This is a genomic window from Commensalibacter nepenthis (assembly GCF_029953305.1).
Taxonomy (GTDB): Bacteria; Pseudomonadota; Alphaproteobacteria; order Acetobacterales; family Acetobacteraceae; genus Commensalibacter; species Commensalibacter nepenthis.
On the sequence record NZ_JASBAN010000002.1, the window covers coordinates 34891 to 55171 of the forward strand.

Here is a 20281-nt window from a genome sequence, read left to right on the forward strand (position 1 = left end):
TTTTATCAATCCATTTAAATAGCTTAGGAAATTTTAATGAAAACAATTGTTCTTTCTCCAGGAAATCTTAATTTATCAGAATTACGACATTGCTATGAAAACCCAGTTAAAATTGAATTAAATCAAACAGCCCATGACCTTATTCAAAAAAGCGTTGATTGTGTCAATAATATTACCAATACTCCTGACGCTGTTGCCTATGGGATTAATACAGGTTTTGGATTATTGGCCAGCCAACGCATTCCCAAACAAGATTTGCAAAAGCTACAACGATCCTTAGTTCTGTCCCACGCTGCAGGTGTTGGGAAAAATTTAGACGATAACCTTGTGCGTATGATTATGATTTTAAAAATCAATAGCCTTTCCAGAGGTTTTTCAGGCATTCGCTTAAAGGTTATACAAGGATTGATTGATTTATTAAATGCTGAAATTTATCCTTGTATTCCTGAAAAAGGATCAGTTGGCGCGTCTGGAGATTTAGCCCCTTTGGCTCATATGAGCTTGGTATTAATTGGTGAAGGAACCGCAACCTATCAAGGGAACATCCTTTCTGGACAAGAAGCTCTAGCCAAAGCCAATTTAAAACCTATTATTTTAGAGGCAAAAGAAGGGTTGGCTCTTTTAAACGGTACACAAGTTTCAACTGCTTTTGCTTTAAAAGGGCTGTTCGATGCCGAGGATTTATTTGCCACAGCCATCGGATGTGGTGCATTAAATGTCGAAACGTCCTTGGGATCAAGAAAACCTTTTGATCCTCGTGTTCATGAAATCAGAGGGCATAAAGGGCAAATTCTAGCAGCCCAATGCTATCGCCATGTGTTAGGCGAAACAAGCGAAATCGCACAATCACATGAAAATTGCATCAAAGTCCAAGACCCTTATTCTTTACGTTGCCAACCACAAGTCATGGGAGCATGCCTAACACAATTATTAAACGCTGCTGATATTTTATTAACGGAATCAAATGCCGTTTCTGATAATCCATTAATTTTTACCGATAATGGGGATATTATCTCAGGTGGGAATTTCCATGCAGAACCCGTTGCCATGGCAGCCGATAATATTGCATTGGCTTATGCAGAAATGGCAGCTTTGGCAGAGCGTCGAATTTCATTATTAATGGATACCCATATGTCCCAACTTCCTCCATTTTTAGTCAAGGATGCTGGGGTAAATTCTGGATTTATGATCGCACAGGTTACCGCTGCCGCATTAGCCAGTCAGATTAAAACTTTGGCCATGCCATCCAGTGTAGACAGCTCGCCAACCTCTGCAAATCAAGAAGATCATGTATCTATGGCACCCAATGCAGGACGTAGATTATGGGAAATGGCCGAAAATTTGCGATATATCCTAGCCATCGAATGGTTATCTGTATGTCAAGGATTGGATTTCAGGACAGGATTAAAGACAACATCTATTCTTGAAAATCTAAGAAATAAATTACGTGAACATGTTTCGCATTATGAACAAGACCGTTTTTTTGCTCCAGATATCGAAAGAGCAAACCAATTAATTGCTGAAAGAGTGTTTTCTGTTATTTTACCACAGAATATTTTTGCAAGCTATTAATTTACATTTCCTCCAAAGGAGTCTTGTATTGACACAACATGAATTAAAAAAAGGGCTAAGTAAACGGCATATTTTTTTCATTGCACTTGGTTCAGCAATAGGCACGGGTCTTTTTTACGGTTCCGCATCAGCAATTAACCTTGCTGGTCCAAGTGTTTTATTTGCGTATTGTATCGCAGGGGCAGCTGTTTTTATGGTAATGCGTGCATTAGGTGAAATGGCACTGCAACACCCATCGGCTGGATCTTTTGGGTATTACGCAACACATTTTATCAGTCCTTTGGCGGGTTTTGTTACAGGATGGACATATGTTTTTGAAATGGCTTTGGTGTGCTTAACAGACATCACTGCCTTTGCTGGTTACATGGATTTTTGGTACTCGGGTGTTTCATCATGGGTTTGGGCGTTAGGAATTACCCTAATTATTACGGGAATAAACCTAGCGGCGGTTAAAATTTTTGGTGAATTAGAATTTTGGTTGTCCGCTATTAAAGTTCTTGCAATTGTTGCAATGATTGTTGCGGGTTCTGTTATTTTAATTTTTGGGTTCCAATATTCGCACCATGCTTCTGTAGGACTACATAATTTATGGAGCAATGGCGGATGGATGCCAAATGGTTGGTTTGGGTTTATTGCATGTTTCAGCGTCGTTGTGTTTGCCTTTGGAGGCATTGAAATTATTGGCTTAACGGCTATTGAAACCAAAGATGCAGATAGAAATATACCTAAATCCATCAACACCATTCCCATGCGAATTTTACTCTTTTATCTTATGACGTTAACCATATTAATGTCTATTTATCCTTGGGATAAAATTGGTTTAGATGGCAGCCCATTCGTTACGATATTTAACAGTATCGGGATTAAATCCGCTGCCAATATTTTGAATATTGTTTGTATCACCGCAGCCATTTCCGCCATCAATAGTGATATGTATGGTGCAAGCCGAATGATGTATGGACTGGCACAAAAAGGAAGCGCACTAAAACAGCTTAACTATCTTTCTAAAAATGGAACACCAATCAGTGCCGTTTTAATCATGTTTTTGGTCCTCATTATAGGCGTTGTCCTCAATTATTTCTATCATGAAGGGTTATTCTTTTTCATTGCAGCCATGGCAACATTTGCAACTGTTTTAGTATGGCTGATGATTTTACTTTCACAATTTTGTATGCGAATGAAATTAACCAAAGAAGAGGTTAAAAACCTTAAATATCCTGTACCATTCTGGCCTATTGCCCCTATCCTAACGATATTCTTTATGATGTTTGTGATCGTTGTGGTTGGTATCATTCCAGAAACGCGTGTTGCTCTTTATATCGGAATGGGATGGGTAGCCTGGTTAGTTGGATGTTATTACATAATCAAAATATTATATAAAAAGAACGCATCTATATAATCTATTGATAATTATTTTTCTTAAAAGGAATAAAGATGGCACATCATTTTTGGAAAGCAACAGAAAAAAATATTTGGAGTGGGCGCAATGATCGGGAGGAAGGCCCCTCTGCGTTACGACTATTTCAAATTATAAAGGTGGCCAAAAATTTCTTACCAAACCATTATTTACATCATATTGCATTCATGGGGTTTATGTGTGATGAAGGTGTTCGATTAAACAAAGGCAGAGTGGGGGCTGCCAATGCCCCCGATATCTTACGTAAATCTTTGGGGAATTTAGCCGCTCATACAATTCATCAAATTGTTGATTTTGGAAATATTCTTTTCAACCAAGATTTAAATACCAGCCAACAATATTTGGCACAATCAATTAAAGAATGTCAAAATCTAGAATTAAAAACTTTAGTTTTGGGAGGGGGGCATGAGACCGCTTATGGGCATGGACTTGGGATCTACCAAAGTCATATCGGAAAAAAAATTGGTATTATCAATTTTGATGCACATTTAGATTTACGCAACTCCTCTACAACCTCTTCTGGCACACCGTTTAAACAGCTGGCACATTTTTGCCAACAGCAAGATATTGAATTTAACTATCTATGTATCGGTGCCAGCTTGGCATCAAATACGCAATCCCTCTTGGAAACAGCTCATAAATTAAATGTACATATTATCTGGGATACAGAATGTCATTTTAATCGTTTAGATTTTATCCAAAAGCAATTACACGATTTTATAAAAGCCGTTGATATAATTTATTTAACCATTGATTTAGACGTTTTACCCTTGAGTATTATGAGCGCTGTTTCAGCCCCAGCAGCCTATGGGGTAGATTTATCTATTTTATTAACCCTTGCCGAAGAAATAAAAGCAACAAACAAGTTAAAAGCCGTTGATTTTGTTGAATTTAATCCAGATTTAGACAAAGATGGGTTATGTGCAAGAGTAGCAGCACGATTTATTTGGCAAATCTTGTTTAACTGGAAATAAGGAATAAACCATGAAAACTTTATGGAAAGATCTACATGCGATTACAATGCGAGATGGTCGATATAACATTATTGAAGATGCCGCTATCTTGACAGAAGATGGTCTAATTATTTGGATTGGAAAAGCGCACGAAGTCCCTGATAGTGATGCCCAACAAATCAGTTTGAATTATTGGTGGGTTACCCCTGGATTGATTGATTGCCATACACATCTTGTGTTTGCAGGTAGTCGCAGCGCAGAATTTGAAGAAAGACTTCACGGTATCAGCTATAGTGAAATCGCAGCCAAAGGAGGTGGAATCATCAGCACAGTAAATGCAACACGTCAAGCGACAGAACAAGAGTTGCTAAAACTGGCTTTAAAACGCATCGAATTCTTAATGAAAGACGGTGTTACCGCTATCGAAATTAAATCTGGATATGGATTAGATTTAAACAGTGAAAGAAAGATATTAACCGTTATTCAAAAGCTGAAAACACTATTACCCATTACTATTAAAGCTACTTGTTTAGCAGCTCATGATATTCCAATAGAATATAAAAATCGATCGGACGAATATATTGATTATATTTGTGATGTAATGTTACCTTTATTTGCTTCTGAAAATCTGATTGATGCTGTGGATGCATTTTGTGAGCATATTGCATTCTCCCCTCAACAAGTAGAAAAGGTTTTTCGTAAGGCACAGAAATTAAATTTACCTATTAAAATACATGCCGAACAACTTTCCTCTTTACATGGATCCTCACTAGCAGCCAAATATCACGGATTATCCGCCGATCATTTGGAATATATGACCGAGCAAGACGTTATTGCAATGGCTCAATCTGATACAGTCGCTGTATTATTGCCTGGAGCCTTTTATATGTTACGAGAGAAACAACTCCCCCCTATTCCGTCACTGCGTCAACATCACGTTAAAATAGCCCTATCTACAGATTTAAACCCAGGAACTTCTCCCATGCTCTCGGCAAGGTTGTTGTTAAACATGGCTTGTACTCTGTTTAAAATGACCCCAGAAGAAGCTTTGGCTGGTGTAACAATCAATGCTGCACATGCATTAGCACTAAACCATCAGCATGGGAGCTTAGAGCAAAAAAAAATAGCCAATTTCGTAGCTTGGGATATCACACATCCAGCCGACTTAGCTTATTGGTTAGGAGGACAAATCAAAAATAAAATAATTGTAAATGGGAAAATTCTAGATGTAAAAGAAAAGTAATATTTCACGAAATACCGTTGATACAACTTATAATTTTGATATACAACTTTCTCGATTAAAGTAAATTAATTTTCTCTTATTTACTTTTTATATCCAATGATTTTTGTCATTAATGGTCGAAAAATGGTGTTATATGAATCATCTAATTTGCTGAAATGTAAAACTAAAGCCAATGATAACCCTACCATTTTTATGCTGTTTATATTTTACTACAATATCGGTAAGATTATTAATTTGTATAATAGCTGCCTCTAAAACGCGTCTTTTAAACAGCTCCATTCGTTTATATTCATCCTGTTGAATACCTAATTGATTACGAAATTCTTGCAATTCAAAGATAGGTGTCTTCCCTAAACTCCTCCAAGCAATTAACATCTCATACAAACGTACAGCATATCGGCTGGATAATCTATTCACCTGTTTTAATTCATAACTTGTAAAATGTTTTTCCAGGCGTGTAATTAATGGCACAACTGAAGGAGAAAATATTAGTTTAATAAGAGCCTCTTTTTCAACATATCGAACCTCACTCACCCACCTTGATCTGACAAATTCTAAATTTCCTTTTTCATTTGTAAATTGATAACTAAATTGACGTTCAAATAAATTCTCTGAAGCTTGCTTCATTACATAATAAGCCGTGTGTTTCTCTACATGGAAATGATTCATATAACTTGAAGCATGAACCGTTAACGCATTATCTGCATTAATCCCTCTACCTGTTTCTCTTGCCTCAACAATCGCTAATAAAATTAATCTTTGTTCAACTAAGTCAAGATCGTAGCTAGCATTAATTAATACATTATCTTTGACAATGATTTCCTTCATATTTCATAACACCACATAAGAATTCTTTACCCTATACAACCATTGTATATCTTTGGTGTCAATAGATCGAAAAATGGTGTCATATAGGTCGAAAAACGGTGTCATATAGGTCGAAAAATGGTGTCATATAGGTCGAAAAATGGTGTCATATAGACGATATTATCATTGAAATACATAAACTTATTGAATAGTAAAAGTCTTTAAAAGTAATTAAAAGACTTAAAACATTTTGCCTGTGGATAAGTCTAACATTTACGCTTTGTATTAATTGCTATTGCTAACATACTCACAATAGCGAATGTAGCTGTTAATGATCTAAAACCTGAGTAATTTGCTTCAGTTATCTCAAGCCAAATATTTGCATTATGTACTAATGGAGAAAAAGAAGAATCTGTAATAGCAGCAATTGGAATTTCTAATTCTTTTGCAAAGAAAACCAAATCTAGAGTTTTAGAAGCATAAGGTGTATAACTAATCGTCAATATAGCATCTTTTTGACTAAGAAGTTCTATTTGATTTCGTGCAAGACCACCAGCATCATCAGCATATTCACATTTAATACCAGCTCGACGAAAAATATACGTCATATACATAATAATTGAGTAAACACGCTCTGTACCTATTAAACAAATTGTTTCTGCATTTGCTAATAAATCTATCATTTTATCTAAATGCTTATAATTAATATTATGTTCTAAAATATTTAAAGATTGATGAGATGATTCTATAAAATTACTTAATAATTTTTTCTGATGAGCAGATTCATCACTTAAATCTTGATGATTAATATTATCAATTCTTTCAGAGTAATCAGGCCAAAAACGACTTGCATGATCTCTAAAAATAGCTTGTAATTCTGAAAAACCGCTATAACCTAAATTTTTTGCAAAACGCACCAAAGCTGATGGCTGTACTTCTGCTGCTTTTGCAATTTCAGTAATTTTTCCAAAAGCAATTGTATAAGACGGTGTTGCTAATAGAAAATCTGCTATCTGAACCAAACGTTTTGAAAAACCACTCTTTCGATCAAGAATTAATTGATGTAAACTATAATAATCATACGGTAATAATGTATTAATCTCATTATTTGTTTTATTCTCGAAAGTCTGTTCCATAAAAAACCTATTTTAAAATATACCTGAAATTCTAAATATAAACTGATTATTCACTAAATTATATTTAAATAAAAAAATATTTCTAATTTACAAATCGTAATTTTATTATTAAAAGTAAATTTGAGCATTAAATTGTATTTTTAATCAATAAAGCGATCATTTTGCGCTTATATGTTAAAATAATATTTTGGATTTTGTAATGAATATATTAGATGATATCTCTGCCATTGGGCAAAGAATGAAACAAGAACAATTATCCTTAAAAGATTCAGTGATAGAAACAACACAAATGCATGTTTCTGATGAACAAATTGATGGATTAGATCGTCTAATTTATAATCATTGTATGAATAAAAAAGCACTTGCTGATTTTTTTGGTAAATCCAGAAATACATTTAGTAAAATTCTAACAGAATTAGAAAATAAAGAAATTATTGAAAAACCTATTTTGCAAAATAAAAATCATCTTTATACACGTTTTGATATTCAATCTATTATGAATGAGCTAAAACAACCATGTTATAAAGATACATATGAAGCAAGAATTATCGTTACTGAAAATCATAAAGGCGGTACAGGTAAAAGCACAACAACCCTGACCTTAGCAACCGCAGCAGCCTTAGATCTTCATTTAAATGCACGTATATGTATTATAGACTCAGATCCACAGGGATCAATAGGTAATAACCTTATTCGTGCTGTCGATGAAGATGATGTCTTTTTAACCATTACAGATATTTTATTAAAAGAATATGAACCACAAGGCGAGTATGCACAATATATCAAAGCAGGTTATTCAGAAGAAGCTATTATTTCTAAAATCCCATTTAGCACTCATTTACCCAATTTAGATGTTATTACAGCCTTTCCAACCGATGATCGTTTTACAGATACTTATTGGGGAATTAATAAAGAAGAAAGGCATAAATTACTTATTCGCTTTCGTGATGTTATCTTACCTATTTTAAAATCTCAGTATGATTTAATTTTTATTGATACACCCCCACAAGATTCCCCAATTATTTGGTCTATCAATGAAGCTGCCGATGCTTTACTAGTTCCTATCACACCGCGTGAATATGATTTTGCATCAACAACAAATTATATGTTAACCATTGCCGAAAGATTAAAACAGCTTCCTTCTCAAGGAAAAAATATTAAATGGTTTAAAGTGTTAGCCGTTAATGTTGATGATAAAAGTCAACATGAAACACGAACATTAGCAAAATTGGTAAGAACAGTTCAGGATAAATTTTTAACAACGAATATTAAACATTCAGAAGCCTTTGTAGTTTCGGCAGAAAAAGGAAGAACAATATTAGATATTAAAAAATCTGAAGAATTTTGTTCTTCTAAACAATTCGATATTGCGGAAATGTCTGTTTATTCAGTCTATCAACAATTTATCAATGAAATTAAAATGATTTCTTTAAAAAGTGAGTAAGATCAATGTCTGAAATAGAAAGAGGAACGAATAAAAATCTTTACATACATGGTCATAAAAGAACAAGTTTTGAACAAAAAAACAATTTATCTTCATTAAAAAAAACACTTCATTTTAAACGATCTTTTACATTTTCTAATGGTCGAAAAGTAGAAGCCAAACACGTTATTATTCCAGGAAACAAGATTGTATCAAACACTGTCGTTCATACGATAAATCCACGAAATCAGACAGCTTTGGATCGTCAATCTGTGCGTGATATCATAGAACAAATTCGAGAGCGTGGTGTTGATAAAGAAGGCATTGCCATTCAACATCAAGATAAATATTATCTTATAGAAGGAAGTCGTCGTCGTTATTGCTGTATAGAAACACAACAAGATCTGCCTTTATGGGTAATCACTGATGAGTTAAATTCAAAAGAAATTTATGAGATTATTAATGCATCACAAAGTAGTAAAAAATTCTCTTATCGTGAAGTTGGGAAACAATATTTAAAACAAATGCAAGAATTGGGATTTACAACCAATGATGATTTAGCTGCATATTTAAATACAAGCTCTGAAACAATAAGAAAACGTATTCAAGCAGCAAAAATTAATGAACACCTTATTCAAATTTTCCCCGATGCTGAGGGCATACCGAATAGTTATTATTCAAAACTTGCTAAAATTGAAAAAGAAGCTGAAAAAAATAATTTAGATATTCCAACATTATGTCAACAATTACGATCAGAAGTTAATTTTGAGACTATTGAGACAATCGAAGAGCAACAACAATATTTAATTCATCATTTAACGATGCATGTTAAAAATATGATGAATCAAGAAAAGGAAATTATTTGGGAAACAAGAGATCTGGTTACTTTTTCAAATAAAGATCAATATGCAAGGATTAGTCGAAATTCAAATGGTCGAAAAGTAAAATTTGAATTTAATCGAATGAATATAAATACGATCAAAGAAATTGAACAAATGATTATTCATCATCTGAATAAAAAAGAAAAAGAACGTTAATTTTAAATTTCTTTGGCAAAAAACAACCCCCTTGTTCGCCAAAGAAATTTATTTATTGAATTGTAGGAATTTCTTCTAAATTAACCCAACGATTTTCAATTGATGAAATAGAAATAGCCTCAGAAATTCGAACAATGGTTAACGCATCTCTAAAATTAAAATCGGTCTGTATATTTTTTTCAATACATTCCATTAATTTACGAACTTCCAGCGTTTTAAGATCATTAAAGCCAATTTGATGTCCACCTGCAGGACAGAATTCACCATATCCTTTATGTTCTGGTCCAGCCACAATAGTGGTAAATCCACGGCGACCTGCTTTTTGATCTCCTTTATAAATTTGTAACTCGTTAAATCTGGCTTGGTCAAAAATCAAAGAGCCTTTACTGCCACAAATTTCAAATCCATGATGCATTTCCCATCCTGTTGCTAACCATGAAGAGGTCACAACACCAGTAAAATGATGATCTTTGAATTGAATTAATGCATTGACTTGATCGTCTGTATAAACAGGTTTTGAACCACCATCCTTTGTAGGTCTAGAGTTATAGATTGTATCTAATTTTCCACAAACCGAGTCAAATTCACCCAACAAGAAACGTGCTGTTGCTAGAGCATGAGAACCAATATCCCCCAAAGCTCCGCCAAACTGATTTTTTTCACAGCGCCAGTTGTAGGGTGCCGCATCTGCCATGAATCCTTCTGAATGAATACCACGATAGCCTGTAATTTCACCAATTTCACCACTTTGAATAATTTCTTTGGCTGTAATCATCATTGGATTGCGTAAATAGTTAAAGCCAACCATCGTAATAACTCCAGCCTGTTCAGCAGCTTTGGTCATTGTAATGGCATCATTTAGATTGGTTGCCAAAGGTTTTTCACAATAAACAATTTTTTTTGCATTGATGGCTTCCAAAGCCATTGGTGTATGTAAATTATTAGGGGTTGTGATGGATACAATATCAATTTCTGGATTGTGAATTAGCGATTTCCAATCATCGGTCGCTTGCTCAAATCCTAATTGTTTGGCTGCGGCTTTTGCTTTATCAAGTGGGACATCAGCCAATATTTTCAAAATAGGCTCTTGTTGCACGGGGAAAAAGCGTGCCACATTTCCAAAGGCCCAAGCATGAGCTTTGCCCATAAAGCCACTACCGATAACACCGACACCTAAATTTGTTTTTTGTTTCATTGTATGTTTTCTCTAATTTTATTGAAAAGCAATATCTGCGAAATCTGGACTTTGGCTAAATTTCCATTGTTTGGTTGGACCTGCCATGACGTTCAAATAATAGGAATCACAACCATGAGGCGCACCAACAGGGTGATATCCTTTTGGAACCATTACCGTTTCTCCATCATAGACAGACATGGTTTCATCTAACGAGCGATCGTCTGTATAAACACGCTGGAAAACATATCCTCCTTTACGCTTATTACGATGATAATAGGTTTCTTCCAGATAGGTTTCTTTGCCTTCGATGGGGGTATCATGTTTATGGGGTGGATAACTGGACCAGTTTCCTCCTGGAGTGATAACTTCTACAACCAGTAAAGTTTCAGATGGATCAGTATCGGTCAGCATATTATTAACATAACGCACATTCGTGCCACTGCCCCGCTTAACGGTTTCAATATCGTCAGCTTTGATCGCATAAGGAGCAACGCCCTTTTTTGCAGGGGCTTGGCAAATAGCTAATTCTAAATAAGTGGTTGCTTTGACTGTCCATTTCATATGAGGAGGAACATAAACCGCAGAAGGCTTACCATCAAAAACAGACATACGTTCACCCAGAACACCGAAATCTTTTTCTGTGGTTGAAATATCGGCTTTTCCTGTGATAATGACCAAGCAAATTTCATTGTCATTACCATCTCTGATTAATGTTTGCCCAGCTTGTAAGTGAGCCACTTCAAATCCGATATATTGCCAGCCAGCACTTTGAGGGGTAATGCGTGTGACAATGCCTTCTGCATCTGGAGTATGGGGTTTGACGAGTAATTTACTCATGAGAAGCTCCTTATTTTTGAATACCAGCTTGATTTAATGAAGTAATAAGATGTTTATATCCTTTGGTAACATATTGAAATGGATTGGCTTTAACAGGATCTTGTTCAGCTTCAATGACAATCCAGCCAGAATAGTTTTGGAATGGCTTAAAAAATTCAACATAATCAACACTGCCATCGCCAGGAACCGTAAAGACACCTTGTAAAACACCGTCTAAGAATGGCCAATTTTCAGCATTGGCTTTTTTCATAACATCTTCACGAACGTCTTTGGTATGAATATGAGCAACACGTTCTGCATAATTTTTGGCTAGACGAATAGGATCCGCCCCGCCCCATGTTGCATGACCTGTATCCAATAAAAGATATACTTCTTTGTTTGTAGACCCCATTAAACGGTCAATATCTTCTTCTGATTGGACAATCGTTCCCATATGATGGTGAAAAGATAATTTAACCCCATAATCTAGTGTTAATTGAGCAAGTTCGTTCAGTTTTTCAAAATAACCTTGCCAACAAGATTTTTCCATAATTGGGCGATGTGCTAGTCCAATATCACGGCGACCTTGAATAGTATTGGCTGTTTCAGCATATACAACCACATCACATCCCATTGCTTTTAATAAATCGAGGTGAGAACGCATTGCCTTAAATTCTTCTTTGGCAGAACGTAATAACAAAGCCCCTGAAAACCACCAACTGGTGAGGTCTAAATTATATTTTCTCAAAGTTTGTTTCAAAGCATTGGCTTCTTTTGGAAATTTGTTGCCCATTTCCATGCCTTCGATACCAATTTGACTGGCTTCGGAAAGACAAATATCCAAAGGAATATCGCCACCAAGTTCAGGCATGTCATCATTAGACCAACAAATTGCGTGCGCACCAATACGAATTGTCATGTTCTTTGTTCCTTGTTTAATTTTTAATTCCAAAGTCTTTGAGTTTTTTTATAGTTTAAGTATGTTTTATAGGCTTCATTGACTGTTTTTTGCTTTGAAATTTCTGGCACAGCAACATCCCACCAATAGCCACATTCTTCGGTAATGCTGACGGCTTCGGTATCAATCACGATGACGGTTGTGCGATCATTCTGTCCTGATTTTATTAATGCATCTTGTAATTCTTGAACAGAAGAAACTTTTTTACTGATTGCCCCTAATCCTCTAGCATGTTGGACGAAATCAATATTGGGTAATTCTTTGTGATGGGTATCTACAAGCATGTTATTAAATTGTTTTCCACCACAGGCTTGTTGTAAACGATTGATACATCCATAGCCACGATTATCAAGTAAAACGATGGTTATTTTTACCCCTAACATAATCGATGAAACAATTTCAGAGTTCAGCATCAGATAAGAACCATCGCCCACCATGACCACAACATTACGGTCTGGTTCTGCCATTTTTGCACCAATACCGCCAGCCACTTCATATCCCATACAAGAAAAACCATATTCCATGTGATATCCGCCACTTTGTTTGGCGCGCCATAATTTTTGTAATTCCCCAGGCAAACCGCCCGCAGCGCAGACAACAATACTATTATCAGGAATGGAACGCATAACCGCACCAATGACTTGGGCATCACTTGGTAATTTTTCTGCGGTTGTTGATGGGATCGCCATGTATTTATCGGCTATTTTATACCAATTTGCTTTCAAATTTTTAGCTTTTTCTGTCCAAGATTGATCGGTTTTATAATTGGTAATTTGTTGGCTTAATAGTTCTAAAATTGCTTTGGCATCTCCAATGAGTGGATATGAATTATGTTTGGTGCCATCAAAAGGTTGAATATTAAGACCAATAATTTTCAGGTTGGGATTTGTAAAGACTGCCCATGATCCTGTTGTAAAATCTTGTAATCTGCTGCCGATAGCAAGGATAACATCCGCTTCATTTGCCAGTGCATTTGCGGCGGCTGTTCCTGAGACGCCTATCCCGCCCATGTTTAAAGGAGATTGGTCTGGAACTGCTGATTTACCAGCATTGGTTTCACCAGCAGGAATTCCATACTTATTACAGAAATCTTCAACTAGCTTTTCCGCACCAGAATAAGCAACACCGCCACCAATGATGATTAAAGGTTTTTTAGCTTTTAATAAAATTTCTTTAGCGGTTTCTAATTCATTTGGATCAGGATGAGGTCGACGAATATAATGAATTTTTTCTTCAAAGAATGTTGCTGGAAAATCCCATGCCATTGTTTGTACGTCTTGGCACAGAGAAAGGGTGACAGGTCCGCATTCTGCTGGATCCGTTAAAACAGTCATTGCACGCTGGAATGCAGGAATAATTTGTTCTGGTCGTGTAATGCGGTCGAAATATCTTGAAACAGGTTTGAAGCTGTCATTAACAGAAACAGTACCATCACCAAAATCTTCAAGCTGTTGTAATACTGGATCTGGCAGGCGTGTTGCAAAAACATCGCTAGGTAATAATAGAATAGGCAAACGGTTTGCATGTGCTACCCCGGCAGCTGTAATCATATTTAACGAACCTGGTCCAATAGACGCTGTGCAAGCCATTACTTGTCTTCTACGTTTACCTTTGGCAAAAGCGATGGCTGTATGTGCCATTCCTTGTTCATTTTGCCCTCTGAAAGTTGGAAATTGATCTTTCACTTCGTATAATGCTTCCCCAAGACCAGCAACATTTCCATGACCAAAAATTGCCCACATTCCTGCAAAAAAAAGTTGAACGCTGCCATCATCTAGTCTGATTTTTTGTGCCATCATTGCTTTGACCAAAGCTTGAGACATTGTAAGACGTATTGTTTTCATTATTGTTCTCCTTAACTTGTCTGGGGAATATTATTGCGCTGCTTTTAGCCAAGCATCAACGAGCTGTTGAAAAGCATTAGCCATCTTTTGAATAGCTTCATCATCATTGATTTGTTTTGTAAACCATTGACGTGCAGGCTCTCCAAAGATTGTACGACCCACGGCAAATCCTTTGACATAAGATATTTTTGCAGCAGCTTGGAAAGCTTGTGTAATGGTTTCAAGGGGGGCATCTAACCCAAGCACCACAACACCCCGACATAGAGGATCATTTTGTTTAATAACGTTATTAATTTCTTTCCATGCAGCCTGATCTTGTTGAGGTTCTAGTTTCCACCATGCTGGCTTAAGACCTGCGTCGTAAAGTTGTTGTAAGGCGGTTGCGATGGTTTGGCTGTCTAATGGTCCATTTTTTCCAGCGATAATTTCAATTAACAATTCCCGTTGTAAACGCTGACACGCATCATAGGCACGTTCAAGTTCTCTTAATTGTTTCTTTTTTAATTCAATAGGATCATCAGGGTGATAAAAGCAAAGGCATTTCACTGTATGTTGTGCTGGCCATGATAATAATTGTGCGCCTAGGCTGCCTTTACCATCAAAATCAAGGGGGCGAGAACCAGGATATTCAATGGGACGAGAAATCCATAGATTTTCATGAGATGCTAAAAATAATGCTTCTTGACCATAGCGACCATCCATAAAAGTGCCAAACCCAGGTCTGCCTTTAGCAACTAATGCTGCTGCTTTAATGGTTAGGATTTTAAACTCACTGATTTTATCTCGAGAAACTCCATATTCATCCACCATTTCTTCTAATTGCAAACGATGATCGCATGCCAATGCCATGATAGGGTTAGTTTGAACAGGACGCGTTGTTGCTTGATGTAAATGGGTCAGCGTTTTGTCGTGTTGAATAGAATGATTATGACTATTTTGATTTAAAAAATGCGTTAATTCAATAAAGGTCGGATATTCTGGGGAGCATAGTAAACGAGAAACTGCAAATGCTCCACACGCATTTGCATAAGTACAACAAACATTAATCGGTTCATTTTTTAACCAGCCCCTTAAGAAACCAGACATGAACGCATCGCCAGCTCCAAGCGTATTACAAACAGTAACTTTGAAGCCTTTTCCTTTAATTCCTTGATCCAAAACATGAGGAATATCCCCATCAAAAACAACGCATCCCATAGGACCACGTTTACAGACAATGGTTGCTTGTGGAGCAATTTTGCGAATATGCCGAATAGCTTCGATGGTGTTTTCATAACCGCTGGCAATATGTAGTTCCTCTTCTGTGCCAACGATCAAATCACATTCAGGGAGAATGGATAATAATTTCTCTGTTACTTCTTTAGAACGCACATAACGTGCTTCACCATCACCAATAGATGCAACCCCCCATAGATTTGGGCGATAATCAATATCGATAATGACTTTTCCGCCATGTGTATGAATCAATTTCATGGCTTTACGTTGTGCTTTTGCGCTGTTTTCTTGGGCGAAATGCGTTCCTGTTACTACAATTGCTTTGGCTTTTTTAATGAAATCCTCATGAATATCCTCTTCTGATAACGCAGCATCGGCACAATCAGTTCTGTAAAATAGCAACGGAAATTGTTCAGAATCCCTAATGCCAAGAATTGCTAGGGCAGTTAGGCGTTCCGGATCTTGATGAATCCCTTTGGTATTAACGCCTTCACGTTGCATTTGTTCGATAATAAAATGTCCAAAATGATCCTTCCCAACCCGCGTAATCACACCTGATTTTAATCCCAAACGGGATGTTCCAATGGCAATATTGGCTGGGCATCCGCCAACGGCTTTATTAAAAGATGAAGTATCTTCTAACCGACAGCCTATTTGTTGAGAATAAAGATCAATAGAAGATCTTCCTATAGTAATCACATCGAGTTCGCCATTGGTCATGAAGTATTCTCCAACTATAATAATAAAATTCTATTTTTCATAAATATAGAAAAATAATTTTAAATTTACGACAGACTAAGGCTTTTGGATAATAAAAAAGATGTGATCTTTTGCTTTTCACAGCTTATTGATCGAGCTTTACCTTCAAAAATCATAGGCAGAATGCTCAACAAAAAGTTATCATAAACCTTTTTGACAGAAAAAAGAGTTAAAAACTGCGAATTAATTAGTTAATTTGGAAAAATTTTTTCAAAAAATTAGAATTTTAGCAATCGTTACACAATAAGTTTATTAAGAAAATTTATTATTTATATAATAATTAGCAAATATTATTCTTTTAGAAAAAATTTTCTAAAGAGGATGAGTATGCGGTTTACTTCATAGTTTGAAATTATTTCGAATAAAGAATAATATTCAATAAGGTTGGCAAATTGCTTTTTGGTTGAGGTTCGTAAAAGACCTTTTTATCAGGGTTACAGAATACTCTTTTAAAATCTTAAAGGGTATTTTTAGATGAAAGAGTAAAGATCTATGACTGATTTAACAAAAAGAAATTTTATTACTAAAACAACTCTGGTTGCAGCATTAGGGGGATTATTATTTGGATATGATACCTCGGTTATTTCGGGTGCTGTAGCATCGATTGATCATCAATTGGTCAAACCATTAAATCTTTCGAATAATTGGGAAGATTTTATTTCTGGATTTGTTATTGCCAGCGCTCTTGTTGGGTGCATGATTGGCAGTATTATCAGCGGATTTGTTGCAGACTTTGTTGGTCGTAAAAAAGGGTTATTTATATCAGCTGTTCTTTTTGTGATTTCAGCATTGGGATCGGCTTGGCCTGAATATGGGGTGATATATCCTTTGCATGATCCTGTGGCGATTGTGTGTTCTTTTATCTTTTATCGTATTATTTGTGGTATTGGGGTGGGGATTGCGTCGACATTGGCACCTATGTATATTTCGGAAATTGCTCCGTCAACTATTCGTGGCAGTTTAATTATTTACTATCAAATTGCCATTGTTAGCGGTCAAGCTGGCGTTTATTTTGTGAATTGGTTTATTGCAAGTCTTGGCGATCATGATTGGTTGATGACCACAGGCTGGCGCATTATGTTGGTTTCAGAAATTATCCCAGCGTTTATTTTCTTGATCTTGTTGGTTCCTGCTGTTGAAACTCCTCGTTGGTTAATGCTGAAAAACCGCGATGAAGATGCATTGAATGTATTACATAATATTTTCCATCCAAACGAAGCACATCAAACCGCTGCAGAAATTAGAAGCAGCTTAAAGAAAAATACAGAATTGGGATCTTTATTTCAATTTGGTGCGGCTGCAGTTCTTGTAGGAATTGGTGTTGCGGCTTTTCAACAATTGGTTGGTATCAATGCCGTGATGTATTATGCCCCTGAAATGTTTAAAAATATGGGCTTTGGTGAAAGAGGGGCATTATTCCAGACAATTTTCGTTGGTGTTGTAACCGTTATTTTCTGTTTGATTGCTATGAAAATGGTGGATAAGGTTGGTAGAAAACCTTTGTTAATTGTTGGTAGTATTTTACAAGCTATTGCAATGTTAGGGTTGGCTGCGACTTTTATGTTTAAATTAGATAGCATGATTGCTGTCTTTATGATCCTTTTTTACTGTGCCAGCTTCTCTATTTCATGGGGACCAATGGCTTGGGTTTTATTGGCAGAATTGTTCCCTACAGCAATCAAAGGACGTGCCATGAGCTTGGCTGTTTTTATTGAATGGACAGTAAATTTATTCGTATCATGGTCATTTAAAATTATGGATGGCAATGCTTCTTTGAATGCAGTGTTCAATCATGGTTTCCCATTTATTATCTATGGAATTATGGGGGTATTAGGAACGTTCTTTGTGATCTTCTTTGTTCCAGAAACAAAAGGACGCAGTTTGGAAGAAATTCAACAAATTTGGTTGGATCGTAAGAACAAAACACAAACAGATAATCAGGTTTCTGTTAAAGCATTATAAAAGCAATTTTGTACTGCCTTCACACTGTTTCAATGTTGTGAAGGCAATATTCTGCCCATAGATTTTAAACATAAGAGGTTATTATGCGTCATATTGGATGTTGTACATGGATTTTTGATAATGAACCCATTGAAGAAACCGCCCTTCTTGTAAAAAATATTGGACTAAATGGTGTAGAGTTACATGGGGATATTCATTCGATTGATCCTGTGCAGGCTGGTAGAGTTTTTGCAGATCAAGGGTTGCAAATATTTTCTATCACTCCTGGGGATGCTGATATTTCCCATCCTGATGCGACTATTCGACAAGAAGCTATTGATTATTATAAGAAATTAATTGATTGGGTTTTGAAAATTAATCAACAACCTTGTTCCCCATTGATTTCTTGTCATGGTCTGGTGCAACGTATACGTCCTATCAGCACACAAAAAGAAGAAAATATGCTTTTAGTGGAAAGTACAAAACAAATCTGTACTATGGCGCAACAGGCAGGAATTGACGTTGTTTTTGAAGTGTTAAATCGTTATGAAAGTTATCAAATTTGCACTTTGAAAGAGGGGTTGAATTTAATTGAACATGTCAAAGCTCCTAATTTAAAGATATTAGCAGATGCGTATCATATGAATATAGAAGAGGCTGATCCTGCAACGTCCTTAAGGGAAGTTGGGCAACATCTTGGTCTTTATCATGCGGCAGATTCAAATCGCGGTGCAATAGGTGAGGGACATACAGATTTTAAGTCACAAATCATGGCATTAAACGATATTCACTATCAAGGACCCATTATTTTTGAAATTGCAGCCCCAGGTCCTGATCCATTCAATACGAATAAAGGGGAAGGTTTTAAAAGGATTTTGGAACAACAATTAAAAAAATCAGTACATGCTATTCGTGCATTAAATAGTTAATTTTATTGGTATAAAAGGTAAATAAAGAGACTTACCTTTTATCATTTTTTTAGATTTCATCTAAACGAACAACACGATTTTCAAGAATAGAACGACTTGCTGCTTCAGCCAATATCAAAGCTTGCTTGCCATCTTCAAACCCAACTTCGGGTTGTTTTCCTTGTTCAACAGCATCAACGAAAATACTAATTTCGTTATTAAATGCTTCGCCATAACGATCAATAAAGAAATTCATCAAAGCAGGTTTTTGATCAGTAAAATTCTCACTATATAAACGCATATTATTCATTGGATGGTTTTCTGAAATAGCCATTCCTTTTGATCCAAAAGCCTCCACACGTTGGTCATATCCATAGATTGCACGACGAGAATTATTGATAATACATTGCTTGCCAGAGGCTGTTTTCATGACAATGGTGACTGTATCATAATCATTGCAGCGTTCCATCAAGGGGGTATTCACCAGACGAGAGCCTGTTGCTGAAACTTCTGTAATATTTTCCCCAAGGACAAAACGCGCCATATCAAAATCATGAATGGTCATATCGCGGAAAATACCGCCAGAAACTTCAATATATGCATCTGGTGCTATATCTGGATCGCGTGACGTGATAATCACTTGATGCACATCACCAATTGCACCGGCTTCAATGGATTTTCTGACGGCACGATGCCCTTTATCAAATCTTCTGACAAAACCAAGCATAATAGGGATATTTGTTCCTTTGATTTTTTGTTCACAAGATTTTACGCGATCTAGGGATAGATCGATAGGTTTTTCACAAAAAATCGCTTTGTTAGCAGCGACAGCGTGTTCAATTAAATCGGCATGGGTGGCGGTTGAGGTCGCAATGAAAACAGCATCGACTTCAGAAGAAGCAAAAACATCATTTATAGATTGGAATTGTTTGACGTGATGTTTGCTAGCTACTTCTTGTGCAGCAGCGATATTGATATCAAATATACCCACCAGTTTTGCTTTGGGATGGGCAACAATATTATCAACATGCATACGACCGATACGACCTGTACCAAGGACAGCAATATTTAGCAT

At 36.1% G+C, this 20281-nt stretch carries 16 protein-coding genes; 8 read left to right on the forward strand and 8 right to left on the reverse strand.

Annotation, left to right across the window (positions count from 1 at the left end; genetic code table 11):
* Positions 1-30 precede the first annotated feature (30 nt).
* From hutH to hutI, 4 genes are read left to right on the forward strand one after another with little or no spacing between them, the layout of a single operon-like run.
* Complete coding sequence (gene hutH / locus QJV33_RS11120; RefSeq protein WP_281463510.1) at positions 31-1572, forward strand: histidine ammonia-lyase; 1542 nt, start codon at positions 31-33, stop codon at positions 1570-1572.
* A 28-nt stretch (positions 1573-1600) separates the two neighbouring features.
* The gene (locus QJV33_RS11125; RefSeq protein WP_281463466.1) at positions 1601-2971 is read left to right on the forward strand and encodes an amino acid permease; all 1371 of its coding nucleotides are present in this window, start codon (positions 1601-1603) and stop codon (positions 2969-2971) included.
* 35 nt (positions 2972-3006) lie between these two features.
* On the forward strand, positions 3007-3963 hold the full coding sequence (hutG, locus tag QJV33_RS11130) for a formimidoylglutamase (protein ID WP_281463467.1): 957 nt from the start codon (positions 3007-3009) through the stop codon (positions 3961-3963).
* Between the two features lie 10 nt (positions 3964-3973).
* Positions 3974-5185 (forward strand): imidazolonepropionase, encoded by a 1212-nt coding sequence (gene hutI, locus QJV33_RS11135; protein WP_281463468.1) that lies wholly within the window; start codon positions 3974-3976, stop codon positions 5183-5185.
* 138 nt (positions 5186-5323) lie between these two features.
* Here the strand turns inward: hutI and repM are convergent, their stop codons facing one another.
* Positions 5324-6013: a replication initiation protein RepM gene (gene repM / locus QJV33_RS11140; RefSeq protein WP_281463469.1), complete on the reverse strand. Its 690-nt coding sequence runs from the start codon at positions 6011-6013 to the stop codon at positions 5324-5326.
* Between the two features lie 245 nt (positions 6014-6258).
* A complete protein-coding gene (locus tag QJV33_RS11145; RefSeq protein WP_281463470.1) occupies positions 6259-7128 on the reverse strand; it encodes a MurR/RpiR family transcriptional regulator in 870 nt (289 codons plus the stop codon).
* 199 nt (positions 7129-7327) lie between these two features.
* On the opposite strand from QJV33_RS11145, the gene QJV33_RS11150 reads away from it, so the two are divergent.
* Entirely contained in the window at positions 7328-8572 is a 1245-nt protein-coding gene (locus tag QJV33_RS11150; RefSeq protein WP_281463471.1) for a ParA family protein, read from the forward strand.
* Between the two features lie 5 nt (positions 8573-8577).
* The gene (locus QJV33_RS11155) at positions 8578-9588 is read left to right on the forward strand and encodes a ParB family protein (RefSeq protein WP_281463472.1); all 1011 of its coding nucleotides are present in this window, start codon (positions 8578-8580) and stop codon (positions 9586-9588) included.
* A gap of 52 nt (positions 9589-9640) precedes the next feature.
* Here the strand turns inward: QJV33_RS11155 and QJV33_RS11160 are convergent, their stop codons facing one another.
* Genes QJV33_RS11160 through QJV33_RS11180 form a run of 5 tightly spaced genes read right to left on the reverse strand, consistent with a single transcriptional unit; the run spans position 9641 to position 16318 of the window.
* Positions 9641-10783 (reverse strand): Gfo/Idh/MocA family protein, encoded by a 1143-nt coding sequence (locus tag QJV33_RS11160; protein WP_281463473.1) that lies wholly within the window; start codon positions 10781-10783, stop codon positions 9641-9643.
* A gap of 18 nt (positions 10784-10801) precedes the next feature.
* Complete coding sequence (gene iolB / locus QJV33_RS11165) at positions 10802-11602, reverse strand: 5-deoxy-glucuronate isomerase (protein ID WP_281463474.1); 801 nt, start codon at positions 11600-11602, stop codon at positions 10802-10804.
* Between the two features lie 10 nt (positions 11603-11612).
* Entirely contained in the window at positions 11613-12500 is an 888-nt protein-coding gene (gene iolE / locus QJV33_RS11170) for a myo-inosose-2 dehydratase (protein WP_281463475.1), read from the reverse strand.
* Between the two features lie 23 nt (positions 12501-12523).
* On the reverse strand, positions 12524-14383 hold the full coding sequence (iolD, locus tag QJV33_RS11175) for a 3D-(3,5/4)-trihydroxycyclohexane-1,2-dione acylhydrolase (decyclizing) (protein WP_281463476.1): 1860 nt from the start codon (positions 14381-14383) through the stop codon (positions 12524-12526).
* A 30-nt stretch (positions 14384-14413) separates the two neighbouring features.
* Positions 14414-16318, reverse strand: coding sequence for a bifunctional 5-dehydro-2-deoxygluconokinase/5-dehydro-2-deoxyphosphogluconate aldolase (locus QJV33_RS11180; protein WP_281463477.1), 1905 nt, complete (start codon positions 16316-16318; stop codon positions 14414-14416).
* A gap of 531 nt (positions 16319-16849) precedes the next feature.
* On the opposite strand from QJV33_RS11180, the gene QJV33_RS11185 reads away from it, so the two are divergent.
* Both QJV33_RS11185 and QJV33_RS11190 read left to right on the forward strand, forming a co-directional pair.
* On the forward strand, positions 16850-18319 hold the full coding sequence (locus QJV33_RS11185) for a sugar porter family MFS transporter (RefSeq protein WP_281463478.1): 1470 nt from the start codon (positions 16850-16852) through the stop codon (positions 18317-18319).
* An 83-nt stretch (positions 18320-18402) separates the two neighbouring features.
* Positions 18403-19227: a TIM barrel protein gene (locus QJV33_RS11190; RefSeq protein ID WP_281463479.1), complete on the forward strand. Its 825-nt coding sequence runs from the start codon at positions 18403-18405 to the stop codon at positions 19225-19227.
* 49 nt (positions 19228-19276) lie between these two features.
* On the opposite strand, the gene iolG is transcribed toward QJV33_RS11190, so the two are convergent.
* Positions 19277-20281, reverse strand: a complete 1005-nt coding sequence (gene iolG, locus QJV33_RS11195; protein ID WP_281463480.1) for an inositol 2-dehydrogenase — start codon at positions 20279-20281, stop codon at positions 19277-19279.